Genomic DNA, 16,015 nt, shown 5'->3' on the forward strand with positions numbered 1-16,015 from the left:
AAAATCCCCGCTTCCCTCCCGTAGCGTGCCGGTTAGCCTGAAACAAACCCATGGCCATTCTCACCGATCGAAAGTCCGTCCGCGAATATGATGTCATCATTGTCGGCTCCGGCGCGGGCGGCGGGATGATGGGCATGCTGCTAAGCCTCAGCGGCGTGAAGGTCCTGATGCTGGAAGCCGGGCGCAACTACGACCCGGTGAAGGAGACGCCGATGTTCAACACGCCGGAGATGGCCCCGCTGCGCGGGAAGTCGACTCCCGACCGGCCCTTCGGCCACTACGACGCGACGGTGGGCGGCGGCTGGCAGGTGCCGGGTGAGCCGTATGGCGACAAGGAGGGAACCCAGGAGGACTTCTGGTGGTGGCGGCCGCGGATGCTCGGCGGACGCACCAACCACTGGGGACGCATTTCGCTGCGCTTCGGCGAGTATGACTTCAAGCCGAAGTCGCGCGACGGACTCGGCTACGACTGGCCGATCTCCTACGAGGACCTCGCGCCGTACTACGACAAGACCGAGATGATGGTCGGCATTTACGGCTCGAACGAGGGCCTGGAGAACACGCCGAACTCGCCGCCCGGGATCCTGCAGACGCCGCCGAAGGCGCGCGCCGGCGAGCTGCTGGCCAAGAAGCACGCCCGCGGCCTGGGCATCCCCATCATCCCGATCCACCGCGCGGTGCTGAGCGAGCGGATGGACGGCCCGAAACTTGCCGCGAAGCTTTTCCCCGACAATCCGCTGGCCCGCCGGCTGGTGGCGGCCGACATGTCGGCGCGGGCCGCCTGCTTCTGGGCTACCGAGTGCGGCCGCGGCTGCTCGATCCGCGCGAATTTCCAGAGCACCACCGTCCTGCTGCCGCCGGCACTGGCGAGCGGCAACCTCGACATCATCACCGACGCGATGGTGCGCGAGGTCCTGACCGATGACTCGGGCAAGGCCACCGGCGTCCACTACGTCGACAAGGTCACCCGCATCGATTCGATCGCCAAGGCGCGGGTCGTGATCCTCAGCGCGAGCACCTGCGAGACGGCGCGGATCCTCCTCAACTCGAAGAGCGTCCGCTTTCCCGACGGGCTGGCCAACAGCAGCGGGCAGGTCGGCAAGAACCTCACCGACACTGTCGGCTCGTCGATGGCCGGCCACATTCCCGCGATGGAAAGCCTGCCGCCGTACAACGAGGACGGCGCCGGCGGCGGTCACGTCTACACCCCGTGGTGGAACTACGGGATCCAGGAAAAGCTCGGCTTCGCCCGCGGCTACCACATCGAGATCGGCGGCGGCCGGATGATGCCCGGGATGGGTTCGCTGGGGATGCTCGATGCGACCTCGCCCGGCGTCTACGGCAAGAAGCTCAAGCAGGAAGCCCGCCGCTACTACGGCGCGGTGATGGGCTTCGCCGGTCGCGGCGAGATGATCCCGAACGAGAACTGCTACTGCGAGATCGATCCCGACCGGGTCGACCAGTGGGGCATCCCGATCCTGCGATTCCATTGGAAATGGTCCGACCACGAGATCAACCAGGCGACGCACATGCAGAACACCTTCGCCGAGATCATCAACGCGATGGGCGGCAAGGCGACGCCGCGGCCGGGCCGCGAGGCGCTGAACAAGCCGGGCGAAATCATCCACGAGGCCGGCACCGCCCGGATGGGGCCGACGGCCAAGGATTCGGTGGTCAACTCCTTCGGCCAGACCTGGGACGTGAAGAACCTGTTCCTGATGGATGCCTCGATCCTGCCGTCAAACCCCGACAAGAACCTCACCCTCACGGTGATGGCGCTCGCCTGGCGCTCCGCCGACTACCTGCTCGGTGAAATGAAGAGCGGCAACCTCTGAAACCCCGACCTGCCATGAATCCATCCACCGTCTCCCGCCGCGACATTTTCAAGCTGGTCGCCGCCGCCAGCGCCACCGGTGCCCTGCTGCCCGCCGGGGCCTCGCCGCCGCCGCTGGCCCGCAATTTCAAGAACATCCTCAGTGATCCCGACTACTCCAACCCGGACGGACCGTGGGAAAAGCCGCTCACTGAGCCCGAGCTGGCGACCCTCACCGTGCTGGTCGACCTGATCCTGCCGGCCGACGACGAGTCGCCGGCCGCGTCGGCGATCGGCTTGCCGGACTTCCTCAACGAATGGGTCGGCGCCCCGTACGCGGAGAACAAGGCCGACCTCGAGATCCTCCGCGGCGGCGTCGCCTGGATCAACACCCGCGCCTTCAAGCTGCACGGCAAGGAGTTCGGCGGTCTGGCCGCGGAACAGCAGACCGCGATCCTCGACAGCATCTGCGATCCCGCCAAGGCGGCACCGGAACTTGCCGCCGGGGCGCGCTTCTTCAGCAAGCTGAGGATGCTGTCGCTCGGCGGATACTACTCGCACAGTAGCACCTGGAAGAGCCTCGGCTACGTCGGCAACGTGGCGATCGCCGGTCCCTATCCCGGCGTGCCGGACGAGATCATCAAGCTGCTGGGCCTCGAGGGGGAAATCTGAAAGGTTCGGGAACACCGCTTTCCCGCAACCTTCATTTCTCCCTCCCCGTGTCCCTTCAAGAAATCGACCTCCGTCTCGAATCCGCCGGCCTGACCGGCGAGGTCGCGGCCCTCGTCGGCGAAGCCGAGCTGCGCCGCGAGAAGTTCTACGCCGCCGGCCTCGGTCTCCGCTACCCGCGCTACATCGCCAGCGATCCCGCCGTCTTCCACGCCGCGCTGCGTTTCCTGGAGGACGAGGGCTACCTGCGGGGCAAGGTCTTCTGCGAATGGGGAAGCGGCTTCGGCATCGCCACCTGCATCGCCGCGCTGTGCGGCTTCGAGGCGCACGGCATTGAGATCGAGGAGGAGCTGTTCGATCTCGCCACCGGGCTTGCCTCCGACCAGGGCATCCCCGTCGAGTTCCTCAACCTCAGCTACCTGCCCGACGGCTACGACGAGTCGGAAGGCGTCGGCGGCAAGGACCTGATCATCCCCGAGTATCTCAACACCCGCGACGGATCCGTCCCGCGGCCGGTCTACGACGGACTCGACCCCGACGAGGTCGACCTCTTCTACGTCTACCCCTGGCCCGGCCAGGAGCGGATGATGATGGATCTCTTCCGCGAAGTCGCTTCACCTGGCGCGGTGCTGCTGATGTACAATGGCGAGGGGGAAATCGCTGCCTACCTTTACGACGAGGCGGAGGAGGATTACTGAGTCGGTCCAGCGTTTCACCAAGCCGTCACGTTCAACGACTTAATCTTTCGGGCCGCTGTTCAGGTAAGTATTCGACAATTCCTCCTTCAGTTTCTCTTGGCCGACCAGTTCGATCCAAGCGGGAATCCCTTCGCCTTCGCCACGCGTGTTCATCCAGCGGCAGAGGGTAACGATCGCGGTGTCCTTGGTCGGGGAGGAGGGCAGCGCTTCGATCAAGGTGCCGGCATTGCGCGAGTCCGATGCCAGCAAGGACTCCACGACCCGCTCGGTGGCCAGGCCGGTATCCCAGAGCGCCCGGTCTTGCTCCAACTCCCCCAGCACGGCATCCGGCCTGGTCTGCGCCAGATCGAGGTAAACAGGGCCGAGCATCGCCAGGTTCGCAGGATCCTTGATCCCGGTCCGCCGTAGCTCGGGAAGCAACGCGGAGGATCGTGAGAAGAAGTCGGGAACCAGACCATTGCTGCGCGCTTCGATCCCGGTGACTTCCGTCACCAGGCGCAACCGTCCAGCGAGTTCGTCCTCGGCTCTGAGTGGCGAAATGACCCCGCGGAACTTCATGAGGGCCAAAAGCCGCGCTCCACGTGGCAATTCCATGAGAACCTCGATGACGCCGGCGTAGTCGCCGCTTTCTTCAAGGGCTTCCTTGAGCTTGCCGACAAGTGAGGTGAGTTCTTCTCCCATTTCCCCGTTCTCGGCAATGTTTCGTGCTCGCGCGGACAGGGCGGCGACATCAACAGGCTTCGCGGCGCGGATGCGGTCGGCTCTCACTTGGACGACCGCGCCTTCGCGCGTCGTTGCCGCTTCCGGATGATTATCGTGGCGGTCGCAAGAGCTGAAAACCGCCATAGCCGACATCGAGATTAGCGTGATGGGCTTTCGCCTTGTGCTGCCCGCTCGAAACATGATCTTTGTGCGTTGATCAGCGGGTGGTTTCTTCCTCCGCGGCCGGTGGATTCAGCGGGGCCAGACGTTGGCCAAGCTTGCCGCTCGGCGGTCTGAGTCCATTCGCCTTCGCGATTTCCTGGAGCTCTTTCAGGAAAAGCCCGCGGTCCGCCGGCTTCCCCAGACCCTGCTTGAATATCGAGCCCACCTCGTCGATCGCAATGCGTTTTTCCTCCGGATATTCGAGCGAGTTGATCCAATCAAGGACCGATTCCGGCTCGGGCGACAGATAGGCTGCCCGTGACCCCAGCGACGCAAGGACGCCCCGGCTGTGACCCGGCGGGACCCCTTCATAGGATTCCCTGATGGCATCCAGGTCGTTGCTCTCGACAAAATTCCCGCCGTACATGCTCACGATTTGGTTTTTCAGGGGGCCGGCGGGAAGCTGGCAGATAAGTTCGATCATCTCGTCGCGGTGGCCGTTGCACAGCCAGGCAATCCTGAACCCTTGACCCTGGTCGCTAGGGTCCGGCATCAGATCGTCGATGTTCCCGGCGATCAATCCGGGTAGACTGAGCCCCTCCTCATTCGCGAGTGCGAGCAGTTCAATCCTCACTTGTCGGCTCGCTTCCTCCGATTGGGGATTCGAATCTCCGAGTGCATAGAGCTTCTGATACAGGGACTCTTTTCCGATGGGTGGTGCTTCTTGATCGGTCGGAATCTCACCTCGGGAATGGATCGCCTCAGGGCTTCCGGACTTGGTCCCGTTGTCCTCGGCACCAAGCTTGCTACAAGCCGACAGCGCCCCCAGCAAGATCAGGGAAAGGACAGGATTCGGGAGGCTTAACAAATGATGCGCTTTCAACTTGGAGTGAAGGGATCCTGATGAATCCTGGAAGATGTTCAATGAACTTGATGTCGTCGTTCGACAAATAACCGGGCGGCACCCCCGGACCCGAAGCGATCACTTTTGTTCAATCTTTGATTGCAGCATGGCTTGCCAAGCAGCGGCCGCTTCGGGATCCGCCTCCTGGAGATTATTAACCAGGACCCGGACACCGGCTTCCCAATTCTCATCTTGAGGAAGCACCCCTAGGAATGCTGCGAGCCCGCTGGGATCGCTTTTTGCCATGCTTGATGCGATGCCTGTCATTGCTGCCGGCTGATCTGACTGTGGGAGATTGTCGAGCCAATTTCGGGCGACGTCTATGCCGGAAGCGCCAAGGCTCTCGCCCACTCTCGAAAGGAGTTCATGCTTATGACTGATCTCAGCGCCGGCGCCCTCTCCGGCCAGATAATTGGCGGCCTTTTCAGGATTTTGGGCAATGGTCTCCATGATGGCAGTCCCAAGTAACGCCGCCTTGTCCGATCCCGACAGCGCTTCCGCGATTTCGAGTGCATTCTCTAATCCAGCCCGCCCGGCGGTGCTTCCGATGCTACTGTATGCCGCAGACCTTTGCTTTTCGTCTGCGATTCCGGAGGCTTTCTGCAAGGCTCCGATGGTGTCATCTGTGGCAAGTCGCGTCACCCGGCGCGGTGCTGCTGATGTACAACGGCGAGGGGGAAATCGCCGCCTATCTTTACGACGAGGCGGAGGAGGATTACTGAGCCCTGTTCAATTCGATCCGGCGCCGGATGCCTGCAATCGATCCGCGAACGTTTGGAAAGTAGTAGGTTGTTGAAATGCGCGTCCTGACCCCGTTCACGTTCAGAGATTATGGAATCGCCCTACAATTGAAAGGGTCACTAAAGGTCCAATCGGTTAATCTCCATCTGCCAAAGATTAGCGGCATCCGGATCTGACGCTTTGATGCTATTTATTAAAACCTTAACGCCCTCCGCCCATGCTCTGCCGCGTTCCATGGATGAAAGCCTGTTTGAGAGCTCCGTGACACTTGAGGCAGCCATTTGGGTGGCGATTCCGTGCATTGCATTCGGCTGTCGATTCTCGGGCAGCCGCTGCATCCAGGCATCGGCATACTCCAAATCCAGCCTTGCCACGCTTGAGGCGACGGAAGCAATCAAGTCGGCGCTCGACGGGGATTCCAGATTCAGGTTGCTACCCATGATCAATTCAGCTGCCATCTTGGGCTCTGTCCTTGCGATTGAAGATATTGCCGAAGAATAGAAGGAATCCTTTTCTTCCGTGTCAATCTGACCGAGTTCGGTCGCAATGGATTCTATGTTGTGTGGGGTGGTGATCTCCCCCAAAGCTTCAAAACCCTTGAGCTTCAAGGACCGGTCGGTGGTTTCCACTATCTCCAAAATAGCTGCGGACGGATTCTCCGTGGCGATGGTCTTGAATCGAGATTTTATGATGCGGTGCTTCATCTCGCCGTCGGGAATGGATCCCAGTAATTCCAGCGATTTTTCTGGGTCGGTGACCGACAAACTGCTGATTGTTTCTTCAAACAACGGCTCGACGCTGTCCGAGAGCACCATCCCGTTCAGCAGATGGATGAGCTTGTCCGGATCGGCTGCAATCAGCTTCTTGACCAGTGAAGTTCCCCCGTTGTTGCTCACGTTGGACGCCAGTAAGCTTTGAACATCCGCACTGCTAAGCTTTTCGAAGGTGCTGAATGCTTCGGCGGGGTCTCGGTCCATCAGAGCGGAAACCGAATGACCAAATGCGGTCTCCCTCAGAGTTGGATCAGAGATCTTCAAGGCGATTTCCATGGAAGCACTTGGATTCCTTTGGATGGCCCTCACGGAGATATTGTACCGCGCACGATCAAGCTCAGTACCCTTGAGTCTGGAGCTAGCAAAAACCTCGGCTTTTTCCGGGGAGTTTGCTCCCGCATTGAGAAAAATCGCATCGACAATATCTGCCCTCGCGGTGTTTCCCCAGTCGGTCTTCGAGTAGAATTCAAGTGTCGCGTCGAGATCCGAGTTTCCCAGCGATCCAAGGGCGGCAATCAAAGTGCTGTCGCGAACCTCCTTCTGGGCCTCCTTGATATTGTCTTGCAGCCATATCTTCAATGTTCCCGGGGAAGTCTCTGCTAGAATATTTGCCACGAACTTGAAGCCAGGCTCACTCCTCCGCATTTGTTTCGGATCAAAATAGGCAAGGGCCGAGTTCGGGTCACGCGAAGCAAGCTCTCCCAAAGCCATTTCGTAGTCGCGTTTGCCTTCTGCGGTGTAACGCAGGTCAAATGATCGATTGATGAGCTCATCGAGCTGAGCCCGGCTTAAATTTGCATAATCGTCACGTTGATAGCGCCAACGTTTCCAAACGGTATCGACCTTTGCTCGGTCATCCTGTCGTAGGGATTTACGAAGGTTTGCTGCATTGTTTTCGTTGCCCTTCGTTTCGGCGTTGGGATTCCCGTGGTTTCGTTCGCAACCCAGTAACAACACCATCATTCCGATGGGAATGATTGCCGTGGCTACGTTCATGTCGGTTGAGATTTAGTGCTTATCGTGGATTCCAATCGAGTGATCGGGAGTATGCTCTTGTTCCGCGGGTCTCGGATCCAAGTCGATCCAAAGCAATTCGTCATCCGGGATGTCGCTAAAATCAATTTCTTTCCAACCAGGAAATTTTTTGACATTGCCTGTATTACAAGTGCATTCGCCGCGCTGGAAGTAAACGGTGGTTTCGTCTTCCTCGCCAGGTACGGTCGTTCCGTAGAACTTGCCATCGGATACAAAACCGTCACAAGTTGTATTTGGGCACTTGGGGGTTTTGGGAGGACCGGTAGGCGAGGCAGTTGCGAGCGCGGTTCCTTGGCTCACGACGACTATTGCCCCAACGGTGAGCGCTGATGTTTTCATGAAGCTGCGACGGGAGATGTCGTGGGCGGTCAAGTCTTTCGGTGTCATGGGAAGGGGTGGTTTGCTATGGGTTCCGTAATTCGCGTTGACTACTCCCAAAATAAAAACGGAGATGGCAAGACTTTCGTTAGGATAAGAAGACGAAAGACGCAAATACCTTAGAAAAAACCGAACAATATAGATTTTTCCATGAGTTGGACTGATGTATTCCCCGCTCTGAATGATGCCCAAGTCGTAGAATTCCAGAGTTTAGCAACGGATAGAGAGCGGGTGGAGCTAAGCGAGTGGTGCGAAGTTTCGCGTGTGGTCAATCCGCTGCAGGGCAAGCATTTGGTGGTGGCGAGCTTGTTCTGGAAGAATGCTCGAAATGAAGACGGCGAGCTTCCCAAGATCACGAGGGAACTCATGATGAATGCCGCGGAGCTCGGGCTGGTGACCCGCTTTTCTCCGTGGGAACACTATGTGCAGCCGTTGTTGGCCGGGGCGGCCTTGTTGAAGGCCAAGCGTCCCGACATCGTGTTCCGGGTCTATCTGGCGGCGGATCTGGAGTTTCTCCTGGAGGATTTGGTGGCGGTCGGTTGCGAGGTGATGATGATGAAGGGATCGTCGATCCGCCACAATCCCGGGGCCATGTGGCGCTTTCTGGCGCTGGAGGAGGAAGGGCGATGGATCACCATCACGGACTCGGATCGTGCCCATCAGGTGATGCACGATGTGGAGCGGACCGAGCACATCATGGCGGCCGGGCTCGGGCTATGGCGGGTGCCCTACATTTTCGACTCGGTGAAGGATGGAAACAGTCCCAGCACTTACCGGCCGATCATCGCCTGCCAATTCGGCGCGCTCGGCGGTTATCCCGTGGAATTGTTGATGAAGGCCTTTCTGTGGCACACGAGCCGCGGGACGATGCCAAACCAGTGCCGGATCCGTAAGGGCAACGGGAAGCTGGGGAAGCTGCCGATTTTCGGCACCGACTGGCCGACCTACGGATTCGACGAGTGGTTCCTGATTGCGGTGATGTATCCGCGGATGGCGGCGGCCGGGGTGTTGACCTTTTTTCCGATCAACCAGAAGGAAGTGAACCACTGGTTCAGCTTGGACATCGAGTATGTCACCTGGGCGAACCCGCGCAGCGAAATCCTTTATTTCGGCGAGCCGGAGATCCTCAAAAAACCGAAGCGGGAGACCAAGCAGAAGGCCCCGCGCAGCCGCATTCTCGAGAAGATGCTCGAAGCAAAGTCGGCTCCCGCGGCGGCGGAATTCCCGAAACGGGGAAAACAGGAACCTCTCACCCTCGTGGTCGCCCGCTACCGGGAGGACATCCGCTGGCTGATGGACCTGCCGGACGATGTGAAGGTGGTGGTCTACAACAAGGGTCCCCGGATCCCGGACAAGGAGCTGCTGGAACGGATCGATCACCTGATTCCCCTGCCGAACCAAGGTAGGGAGTCCGACACCTACCTGTATCACGTCGAACACTTCGCCCACGCCGGTGACCGGGAGTGGACGGTTTTCTGCCAAGGCGATCCCTTCCCGCACAGCCGCGATTTCCTGGAACTTCTGCAGCAGCGCGACCTTTGGGACGATATCCAGCCCCTGACCAGCGGCTACATGGATGATGGCATCAGCCCGCCGCAGGTATGCCGTGAGCTTGAAACCGACGAGTGGCTGCGCGGGTTGCCCGTCCGGACCGAGCTGCTGAGCGCGAACACCTTGCGGATGATGCGCTGGTATGATCCGGCCGGCGGGGGCTTCATCGAGGACTACTGCAAGCATGTCAGCCTGCCCGCGGGCTGGAGTGTGACGGGTTACTTCCTGGAGAGCTGCGGGTGGAACTCGCTGGCCGGGGAGGCGTGGAAAGCCTCCTTGGTGCGGGGGGTGTATGCGGCGATCTTCGCGGTGAGGAACGAGCGCTTGTCGTTCATCCCGAGGAAATGCCTGCCACGGATGCGCAAGATGGCCAGCGAGCATCCGAGCACGGGCTTCGTGTACGAGCGGCTTTGGCTGCACTTGTTCGGTCTGCCTTTCATCAACGTGGGTGAAGTCCCCTCGAAATCCCGTGGCCGCAAACCCCTTGAGCTTGTCGAAGCATGAAGTTCCTGATCGTGGGTGCCGGGATTTCCGGTTGCACGTCGGCGCGGTTGCTGGCGGACGAAGGGCACGAAGTCGAGGTGTGGGAGGCACGTGACCATACCGGCGGCAACTGCCATGACGAGAAGGTCGGCGGGGTGACGGTGCACAAGTACGGGCCGCACCTTTTTCACACCAACGATCGCAAGGTGTGGGAGTTCCTGTCGCGTTTCACGCAGTGGAAGGATTACCGCCACACGGTGGTGGCGGATACGGCGCTGGGGCGGATCTCCATTCCCTACTCGCCGGTGACCGAGCGGCAGTTGGGGCGGTCGCTGGACGACGACGAGATTCGCGAGCTGATCTTCGTGGAATATTCGGAGAAGCAATGGGGCATTCCCTGGGGCGAGCTCCCCGCGGCGATCCGCGGGCGGGTGCCGACCCGGCGGACTGACGAAGACGACCGCTACTTCACCGATGCCTACCAGGGCCAGCCGGCCGACGGCTACGCGGCGATGTTTGCCCGCATGCTGGACGGGATCCCGGTGAGGACCGGCCGGGACAAGCAGGCCTGGCGGGAAGTGCGGCACGACTGCGACGGGGTAATCTACACCGGCAAGATCGACGAGTATTTCGGCTACTCTTTGGGACGGCTGCCTTACCGTTCACTGCGCTTCGAACACCGCCGCAGCCGCGAGCGGCTGCCACACGCGGTGATCAACCAGTGCAACCGTCTCCCTTACACCCGGGAGTACGACCACGCCTGTTTCAGCTTGGAGAATCCTGAGGAAACCGTGATCACCCGGGAGTTCCCGTTGGCCCACGACCCGTCCAACGAGCCCTACTACCCGATGCCCTTCGGCGAGGGACAGGCCCTCTATCAGAAATACAAGGAACTCGCCGCGGCGGAACCGGGGACGCTGTTCCTGGGTCGCCTCGCCACCTACAGCTATCTGGACATGTGGATGGCGGTGGCGCAGGCGATGGTGAAGGTCCGGGGGATCCTCAACCAGCAGCCCGCTGAAGCCTGATGCTGGAAATTCCGAAGACAATCCATCAAATCTGGCTGGGGGACAATCCGTTCCCGGAAGCCGGCGAGGCCTGGACCGGCACCTACCGGGAGTACATGCCGGATTGGGAGGTCAAGCGTTGGGGGGATGCCGACCTGGAGGAGCTTGCCGGCAAGTTGATCTGCCCGCATCTGGTGCTGGACGAGAGTGTCGGCATGGGGATTCGCTGCGATGTCCTCCGATATGAGATCGTGCGGCTGTTCGGGGGCCTCTATCTCGACCACGACATGGAGATCTTCCGGCCGCTGGACGAAATCATGATCGAAGGCTGTCTTCATTTCGCGCTTTCGTTCAACGCGCTGGACGATGTGTCGACCGCGATGTTCGCATCGCCGCCCGGGCATCCGTTCTGGGATCTTCTCCTGGAGGACCTGGGATCCTCGGTTCCCTCAAGGCGCCCTGAAGATCCCTGGGAGGTGTTGGATTTGACCGGGTTCCGGGCGGTAAGGAAGAACCTTCGCACGTTGCTGGGCGGAACCAACGGCAGCCGGGCGCTGAAGGCGGAAGACGGCTGGGTGGCCGGATGGTTGTTCGACGAGGCGGATCTCGTCACCTGGTCGCGGGAAGCGGTGCATCCTTATCACGTGGAAGAGATGCGGTACGATGCCTTCCGAAAGGAGGACTACCCGCGGGCGTTCGCGGCTCATCATTGGCAAGGGGAATGGGTGAGCCGTCAATGAGCCTGGCGGCATCCCCGATGCAGGCTGCGGGATCAGTTCTCGGGACTTCCCGGTTGCCCTACGCCCACGCGCAAGGGTGCTCCGATCTTGGGGGTCGAGACGATCTAACGGTCGGTTCCCGAGATGATCTCCCGCATCTTTGAGCGCATCGCCGCGACGCGTTCGGGTTGGTCGAGGAAGAGGTTGACGGACTCGGCGGGATCGGTGGTCAGGTTGTAGAGCTGGCCCTCGGGGCCGCCTTTGGCCGGCTTGGTTTCCTTCGGCTCGCTGAAGCCGCCGGAGCCGAGGCGGTCGATGAATTTCCAGGGGCCGGAGCGGATGCTGTGGAAGCCGTTGGCGCTCTCCATGACGATCGGTTCCCGCTCGTCCTGTTTCCCACCGAGTAGGGTGGGCAGGAAGCTGACGCTGTCCGGGGCGGCCCCGGCGGGGAGCTCGCGGTCGAGGAGGGCCGCGAAGGTGGCGAGCAGGTCGGTGAAGCAAACGAGCCGGTCGGTCCGCGACGCGGCCGCGACCTTGCCCGGCCAGCGGACGATGAAGGGCATGCGGTGGCCCGCTTCCCAGGCGTCGCCTTTCATTCCGCGGAGGCCGCCGGCGGCATCGTGGCCGAACCTCTCGACATCGCTCTCGCGCCACACCGGGCCGTTGTCGGAGCTGAAGATGACCAGGGTGTCACCCGCGATCCCCGCTTGATCGAGGGTTGTGAGCACGCGGCCGATCTCGTGGTCGACCATTTCCACGAAGTCGCCGTAGAGCGGGACCTTGCTCTTTCCCGCGAACGCGGCGGACGGCAGCCACGGCGTGTGCGGGGCGGGGAAGGCGAGATAGAGCATCAGCGGCTTCGCGGGGTCGCGGCTCTTGATCACTGAGATGGCCTCGTCGGTGAAGCGGGGCAGGACTTCATCGAGGCGGAGGTCGGGGGCGATCCCGCCCTGGCGCCAGAACTTGCCCTGGATCGGCGACCAGCCTTGGGCGGTGCTGTTGCTGGCATCGATGTGACCGTCGGGCAGGGCGACCGCACGGTCGTCGCGGATGAAGAAATAGGGCGGGATGTCGGTCGAAGCGCGGATGCCGAAGAAACTGTGGAAGCCGCGGTCGACGGGGCCTCCTTTCAGCGGCTGGTCGTAGCCCTTTTCCCGGAAGCCAACGTGCCACTTGCCGATCATGGCGGTCTGGTAGCCGGAGTCGGCGAGCAGGGACGGCAGCGTGGTCTCTCCGTCGCCGATGAGCGGCTGCGAGGGCCACTTGGAGACGTCGATGCGGAAGGGGAAGCGGCCGGTCATCAGGCCGTAGCGCGAGGCGTGGCACAGCGGGCCGGGTGCGTGGGCGTCGCGGAAGCACATGCCTTCGCGGGCGAGCCGGTCGATGGCGGGCGTGGCGATCTTCGATGCGGGGTTGAAGCAGGCCGGATCGCCGTAACCGAGGTCGTCGGCGAGGATGATCACCACATGGGGCGGGGCCGCGGCCAGGGTTGTCGCGCAGGCGAGGAGGACGAGAAGGGTGCGAAGCATGGGAGTGGAAAACGATGGGATCCTACCCCGTGACCGAGGATTCGCTTGCATGGATAGCCGCCGATGCCCGTCATCGGGAAGCACCGCCCCGGGAATCCGCGGCGCTTGTTGCCATCCTGCCATGAAGTTCCTGTTCGCACTCTGCCTGTCCGTCGCTTCCGCCAGCGCCGCCCCTGAAGGCATGAAACTCGTCTGGGCGGATGAGTTCGACGCGCCCGGCCTGCCCGACCCGGCGAAGTGGGGCTGCGAAAAGGGCATGATCCGCAACAACGAGAAGCAGTTCTACACCGACAAGCGGAAGGAAAACGCGCGGATTGAAGACGGCAAGCTGATCATCGAGGCGCACAAGGAGAAGAAGGATCGCGGGGAATTCACCTCCGCCAGCCTGACCACGGAGCACCAGGCAGCCTGGACCTACGGCCGGGTCGAGGTGCGGGCGAAGATCCCCGCGGCGCGCGGCACCTGGCCGGCGATCTGGATGCTGCCGACCGACATCGGCAAGCTCGGCTGGCCGAAATGCGGGGAAATCGACATCATGGAGCACGTCGGCTTCGACCACGGGGTCGTCCACGGCACGCTTCACTCCGAAACTTACAATCATACCAAGGGCACCCAGCGCGGGACCAAAGTGAAGGTCCCCGACGCGAGCGAGGCGTTCCATGTCTACTCGGTCGACTGGTCGGCGGAGAAGATCGAGATGGCGGTCGATGGCAAAACCTACGCGACTTACAAAAAGGAAAAAGGCGACACCCCGGACGAGTGGCCCTTCGACAAGCCCTTCTACCTGATCCTCAACCTCGCCGTCGGCGGCGGCTGGGGCGGCATGAAGTGGATCGACGACGCGGCCTTTCCCCAGCGGATGGAAGTGGACTACGTCCGGGTCTATCAGCAGGACCGTTGAGCCGGTTGGTCCGGCGGCAGGCGAAGTGCCTGGAAAAAGTCGGTGCCCGCAGCCCCTCCCCGAGCCACGGGCACCGTGCGTTTCCGCATGCCATGACTAGTGCGCGGGAATCGTCGCTGCGCAAGGGATGACATGGGTGTGGAATCTACGGATGCGGGGCGCTCAGTGTTTTTCCTGATAGGCGTGGTCGGCCGGCAGGTCCTCGCCGGACCAGATCCGTTTCTGGGTCCAGGCCACGGCGGGGGCGGTCCAGAAGGGATCGTCCGCGGGTAACCCGAGGTGCTGGAGGCCGGCGAGGCAAAGATAGAGGCTGCCGGTGCAGATATAGCCTTCGCGGATCGAAGGCTGATGGCCGGCGACGCCGACCTGGAGCCAGCCCTGGTCATCGAAGTTCCCCGGTGCCGCCATGGTGCGGCGGATCACCGCGGTCAGTGCGCCGCGGACCGCGGCCGGTGGGGTTTCGGCCGGGAGTTCTCCGAGGCGGGCGACCATCGACAGGTGCTGGAACGCTCCGAAGCGGTAGACGCTCGAGCGGCCGATCACGGGATAGGTGCCTTCCGGCGAGATCAGCCGTTCCTGGACCGCGGCGTAGCGCTTGGCCCGGGCGAGGATTTCCGGCCACTGCCCGCCGAGCGGGTGCTTCTTGTCGCGGGCGACCTTCACGACGGTCAACAGCGCGGGCTGGATGACGTAGCTGTTGTAATAGTCCCAGTGATACTCGGGGCCGTCGCCGTAGGTGCCGTCACCGAGGTACCACTCGTTGTGCTTTGCGAGGGCGCGCTCGATCGGCGGCATCTCGCACTCGCCGGTGAGTTGCCAGAGCGCGGCCTCGACCAGCGCGGAGAAGAGCAGCCAGTTGCTCTCGTAGGGCTTGATGGCCCGGGTCTCCTTGAGTGCGGCCACCACGGCGGCCTTCTGTTTGTCATCGAGCGGCTCCCAAAGCTGCCGCGGGGCTTGCAACAGGGCCTGGGCGAGGAAGGCGGCATCGACCAGGGGCTGGGCGCCGTCGGAGAAATTCATGCGGTCGGGCGACGCGGGATCGGTCGCCATCACCAGGGCCTGGCGGGACAGCTCGATGTAGCGGGCGCGCAGCTTGCCCTCCGGCGTGCCGTCGGGTCCCAGCGCGAGCCACGGCGAGATGCCGGCCAGGGTCCGGCCGAAGGCCTCTAGGTGGGCCCATCGAGCCCGGTCCTGCTGGCCGGCGGGGAGCGGCAGCTGCTTCTTCAACTCGCCCTTGGCGAGGTTTTCGATGACCGGCCGGGCGATGCGGTCGAGCGTCTTGACCGAGAAGTCGCGGTCGTCCCGGCCGCTCTGCGCGGCGAGCGGGAGGACGAACAGCAATGGGAAGATGACGGCGCGGAGCATGCCCGGATCATGGACCCGGACATCACGAATCCGAGGAGTTTCTCGCTACCCGTGGCCGGGGCTCACGGGACCCAGGTCACGCGCAGCCGCAGGAATCGCCGCGGCCCGCTGGCGGGTGCCGGATCCCGGAAGGTGGCGTGTTCCAGGCCGCCGCCGAGCGGGGTGGTCAGCACCGGTTCCGTGGCAACGGCCGGCCAGCTCGCCTCGAGGTCGTCGCTGGCGAGGAGTTCGTACAGCACGTTCGCCGGGTTCTGCGGCCGCCGGACGCGCAGGGCGGGATGGTCGTCGGCGCCGTTGACGCTCCAGGCGAAGGAGGTATCGGGCTGGTCGTTGACGAGCGGATCGGTGGCCAGGGCGTATTCCTCGAAGTTGAGGCGGCCGTCGCCGTCGGGGTCGGCCATGAGGGCGGAGATTTCCGCGGATTCCAGCTGCGGGGCGGTGAAAGTGGCGGCGGCCCAGGCGTCAAAGCTTCCCGGTGCCGGCGCGTCGGCCTCGCCGGGGGAACCGCCGATGGCGCCGCTGGTCGCCCAGCCGTCGGCGTCGTTGTCGCCGGCCGGGTCATTGGGGTGGCGGGGGACCAGCGAG

General features: G+C 62.4%; 15 protein-coding genes and 1 pseudogene. 8 read left to right on the top strand and 8 right to left on the bottom strand.

Features of this window, described 5'->3' with window-relative positions; genetic code table 11:
• The first annotated feature begins 50 nt into the window (after positions 1–50).
• From IG178_RS12655 to IG178_RS12665, 3 genes are read left to right on the top strand one after another with little or no spacing between them, the layout of a single operon-like run.
• Positions 51–1,835 (top strand): GMC oxidoreductase, encoded by a 1,785-nt coding sequence (locus IG178_RS12655; RefSeq protein ID WP_193212926.1) that lies wholly within the window; start codon positions 51–53, stop codon positions 1,833–1,835.
• Between the two features lie 14 nt (positions 1,836–1,849).
• Complete coding sequence (locus IG178_RS12660) at positions 1,850–2,485, top strand: gluconate 2-dehydrogenase subunit 3 family protein (RefSeq protein ID WP_193212927.1); 636 nt, start codon at positions 1,850–1,852, stop codon at positions 2,483–2,485.
• Between the two features lie 47 nt (positions 2,486–2,532).
• Positions 2,533–3,180 (top strand): hypothetical protein, encoded by a 648-nt coding sequence (locus IG178_RS12665; protein WP_193212928.1) that lies wholly within the window; start codon positions 2,533–2,535, stop codon positions 3,178–3,180.
• 39 nt (positions 3,181–3,219) lie between these two features.
• On the opposite strand, the gene IG178_RS12670 is transcribed toward IG178_RS12665, so the two are convergent.
• The 3 genes from IG178_RS12670 to IG178_RS12680 form a co-directional block, all read right to left on the bottom strand.
• The gene (locus IG178_RS12670; RefSeq protein ID WP_226895375.1) at positions 3,220–3,948 is read right to left on the bottom strand and encodes a hypothetical protein; all 729 of its coding nucleotides are present in this window, start codon (positions 3,946–3,948) and stop codon (positions 3,220–3,222) included.
• A gap of 151 nt (positions 3,949–4,099) precedes the next feature.
• Complete coding sequence (locus tag IG178_RS12675) at positions 4,100–4,969, bottom strand: hypothetical protein (protein WP_193212930.1); 870 nt, start codon at positions 4,967–4,969, stop codon at positions 4,100–4,102.
• A gap of 57 nt (positions 4,970–5,026) precedes the next feature.
• A complete protein-coding gene (locus tag IG178_RS12680) occupies positions 5,027–5,398 on the bottom strand; it encodes a hypothetical protein (protein WP_193212931.1) in 372 nt (123 codons plus the stop codon).
• A 107-nt stretch (positions 5,399–5,505) separates the two neighbouring features.
• Between IG178_RS12680 and IG178_RS25535 the strand changes: the two genes are divergently transcribed.
• Positions 5,506–5,670 (top strand): hypothetical protein, encoded by a 165-nt coding sequence (locus IG178_RS25535; protein ID WP_226895376.1) that lies wholly within the window; start codon positions 5,506–5,508, stop codon positions 5,668–5,670.
• 138 nt (positions 5,671–5,808) lie between these two features.
• On the opposite strand, the gene IG178_RS12685 is transcribed toward IG178_RS25535, so the two are convergent.
• Both IG178_RS12685 and IG178_RS12690 read right to left on the bottom strand, forming a co-directional pair.
• On the bottom strand, positions 5,809–7,458 hold the full coding sequence (locus tag IG178_RS12685) for a hypothetical protein (protein ID WP_193212932.1): 1,650 nt from the start codon (positions 7,456–7,458) through the stop codon (positions 5,809–5,811).
• A gap of 12 nt (positions 7,459–7,470) precedes the next feature.
• On the bottom strand, positions 7,471–7,884 hold the full coding sequence (locus IG178_RS12690; protein ID WP_193212933.1) for a twin-arginine translocation signal domain-containing protein: 414 nt from the start codon (positions 7,882–7,884) through the stop codon (positions 7,471–7,473).
• A gap of 255 nt (positions 7,885–8,139) precedes the next feature.
• Here IG178_RS12690 and IG178_RS12695 point away from each other — a divergent pair, with 255 nt between their 5' ends.
• From IG178_RS12695 to IG178_RS12705, 3 genes are read left to right on the top strand one after another with little or no spacing between them, the layout of a single operon-like run.
• Positions 8,140–9,930 carry a hypothetical protein gene (locus IG178_RS12695; protein WP_193212934.1) on the top strand — a complete coding sequence of 597 codons (1,791 nt, stop codon included), beginning with the start codon at positions 8,140–8,142 and terminating at the stop codon, positions 9,928–9,930.
• Positions 9,927–10,937: an FAD-dependent oxidoreductase gene (locus IG178_RS12700; RefSeq protein ID WP_193212935.1), complete on the top strand. Its 1,011-nt coding sequence runs from the start codon at positions 9,927–9,929 to the stop codon at positions 10,935–10,937. The genes IG178_RS12695 and IG178_RS12700 overlap by 4 nt, the downstream gene beginning before the upstream one ends.
• Positions 10,937–11,656 (top strand): glycosyltransferase family 32 protein, encoded by a 720-nt coding sequence (locus IG178_RS12705; protein WP_193212936.1) that lies wholly within the window; start codon positions 10,937–10,939, stop codon positions 11,654–11,656. Before IG178_RS12700 ends, IG178_RS12705 begins: the two co-directional genes overlap by 1 nt.
• Positions 11,657–11,760: 104 nt before the next feature.
• Here the strand turns inward: IG178_RS12705 and IG178_RS12710 are convergent, their stop codons facing one another.
• Complete coding sequence (locus tag IG178_RS12710; protein WP_193212937.1) at positions 11,761–13,164, bottom strand: sulfatase family protein; 1,404 nt, start codon at positions 13,162–13,164, stop codon at positions 11,761–11,763.
• Between the two features lie 121 nt (positions 13,165–13,285).
• On the opposite strand from IG178_RS12710, the gene IG178_RS12715 reads away from it, so the two are divergent.
• On the top strand, positions 13,286–14,065 hold the full coding sequence (locus tag IG178_RS12715) for a glycoside hydrolase family 16 protein (protein WP_193212938.1): 780 nt from the start codon (positions 13,286–13,288) through the stop codon (positions 14,063–14,065).
• Between the two features lie 162 nt (positions 14,066–14,227).
• Here the strand turns inward: IG178_RS12715 and IG178_RS12720 are convergent, their stop codons facing one another.
• The gene (locus IG178_RS12720) at positions 14,228–15,430 is read right to left on the bottom strand and encodes a DUF2264 domain-containing protein (protein WP_193212939.1); all 1,203 of its coding nucleotides are present in this window, start codon (positions 15,428–15,430) and stop codon (positions 14,228–14,230) included.
• Positions 15,431–15,492: 62 nt separating this feature from the next.
• Positions 15,493–16,015 (bottom strand): annotated as a pseudogene (locus IG178_RS12725) (hypothetical protein); the annotation flags it as partial.

The sequence above is a fragment of the Neoluteolibacter marinus genome, from assembly GCF_014904755.1.
Taxonomy (GTDB): domain Bacteria; phylum Verrucomicrobiota; class Verrucomicrobiia; order Verrucomicrobiales; family Akkermansiaceae; genus Haloferula; species Haloferula marina.

Coding starts and splice junctions, on each gene's coding strand:
- IG178_RS12660 (WP_193212927.1), top strand. CDS start 1,850: ATGAATCCATCCACCGTCTCCCGCCGCGACATTTTCAAGCTGGTCGCC.
- IG178_RS12700 (WP_193212935.1), top strand. CDS start 9,927: ATGAAGTTCCTGATCGTGGGTGCCGGGATTTCCGGTTGCACGTCGGCG.
- IG178_RS12655 (WP_193212926.1), top strand. CDS start 51: ATGGCCATTCTCACCGATCGAAAGTCCGTCCGCGAATATGATGTCATC.
- IG178_RS12680 (WP_193212931.1), bottom strand. CDS start 5,398: ATGGAGACCATTGCCCAAAATCCTGAAAAGGCCGCCAATTATCTGGCC.
- IG178_RS12720 (WP_193212939.1), bottom strand. CDS start 15,430: ATGCTCCGCGCCGTCATCTTCCCATTGCTGTTCGTCCTCCCGCTCGCC.
- IG178_RS12685 (WP_193212932.1), bottom strand. CDS start 7,458: ATGAACGTAGCCACGGCAATCATTCCCATCGGAATGATGGTGTTGTTA.
- IG178_RS12690 (WP_193212933.1), bottom strand. CDS start 7,884: ATGACACCGAAAGACTTGACCGCCCACGACATCTCCCGTCGCAGCTTC.
- IG178_RS12715 (WP_193212938.1), top strand. CDS start 13,286: ATGAAGTTCCTGTTCGCACTCTGCCTGTCCGTCGCTTCCGCCAGCGCC.
- IG178_RS12710 (WP_193212937.1), bottom strand. CDS start 13,164: ATGCTTCGCACCCTTCTCGTCCTCCTCGCCTGCGCGACAACCCTGGCC.
- IG178_RS25535 (WP_226895376.1), top strand. CDS start 5,506: ATGCCGCAGACCTTTGCTTTTCGTCTGCGATTCCGGAGGCTTTCTGCA.
- IG178_RS12705 (WP_193212936.1), top strand. CDS start 10,937: ATGCTGGAAATTCCGAAGACAATCCATCAAATCTGGCTGGGGGACAAT.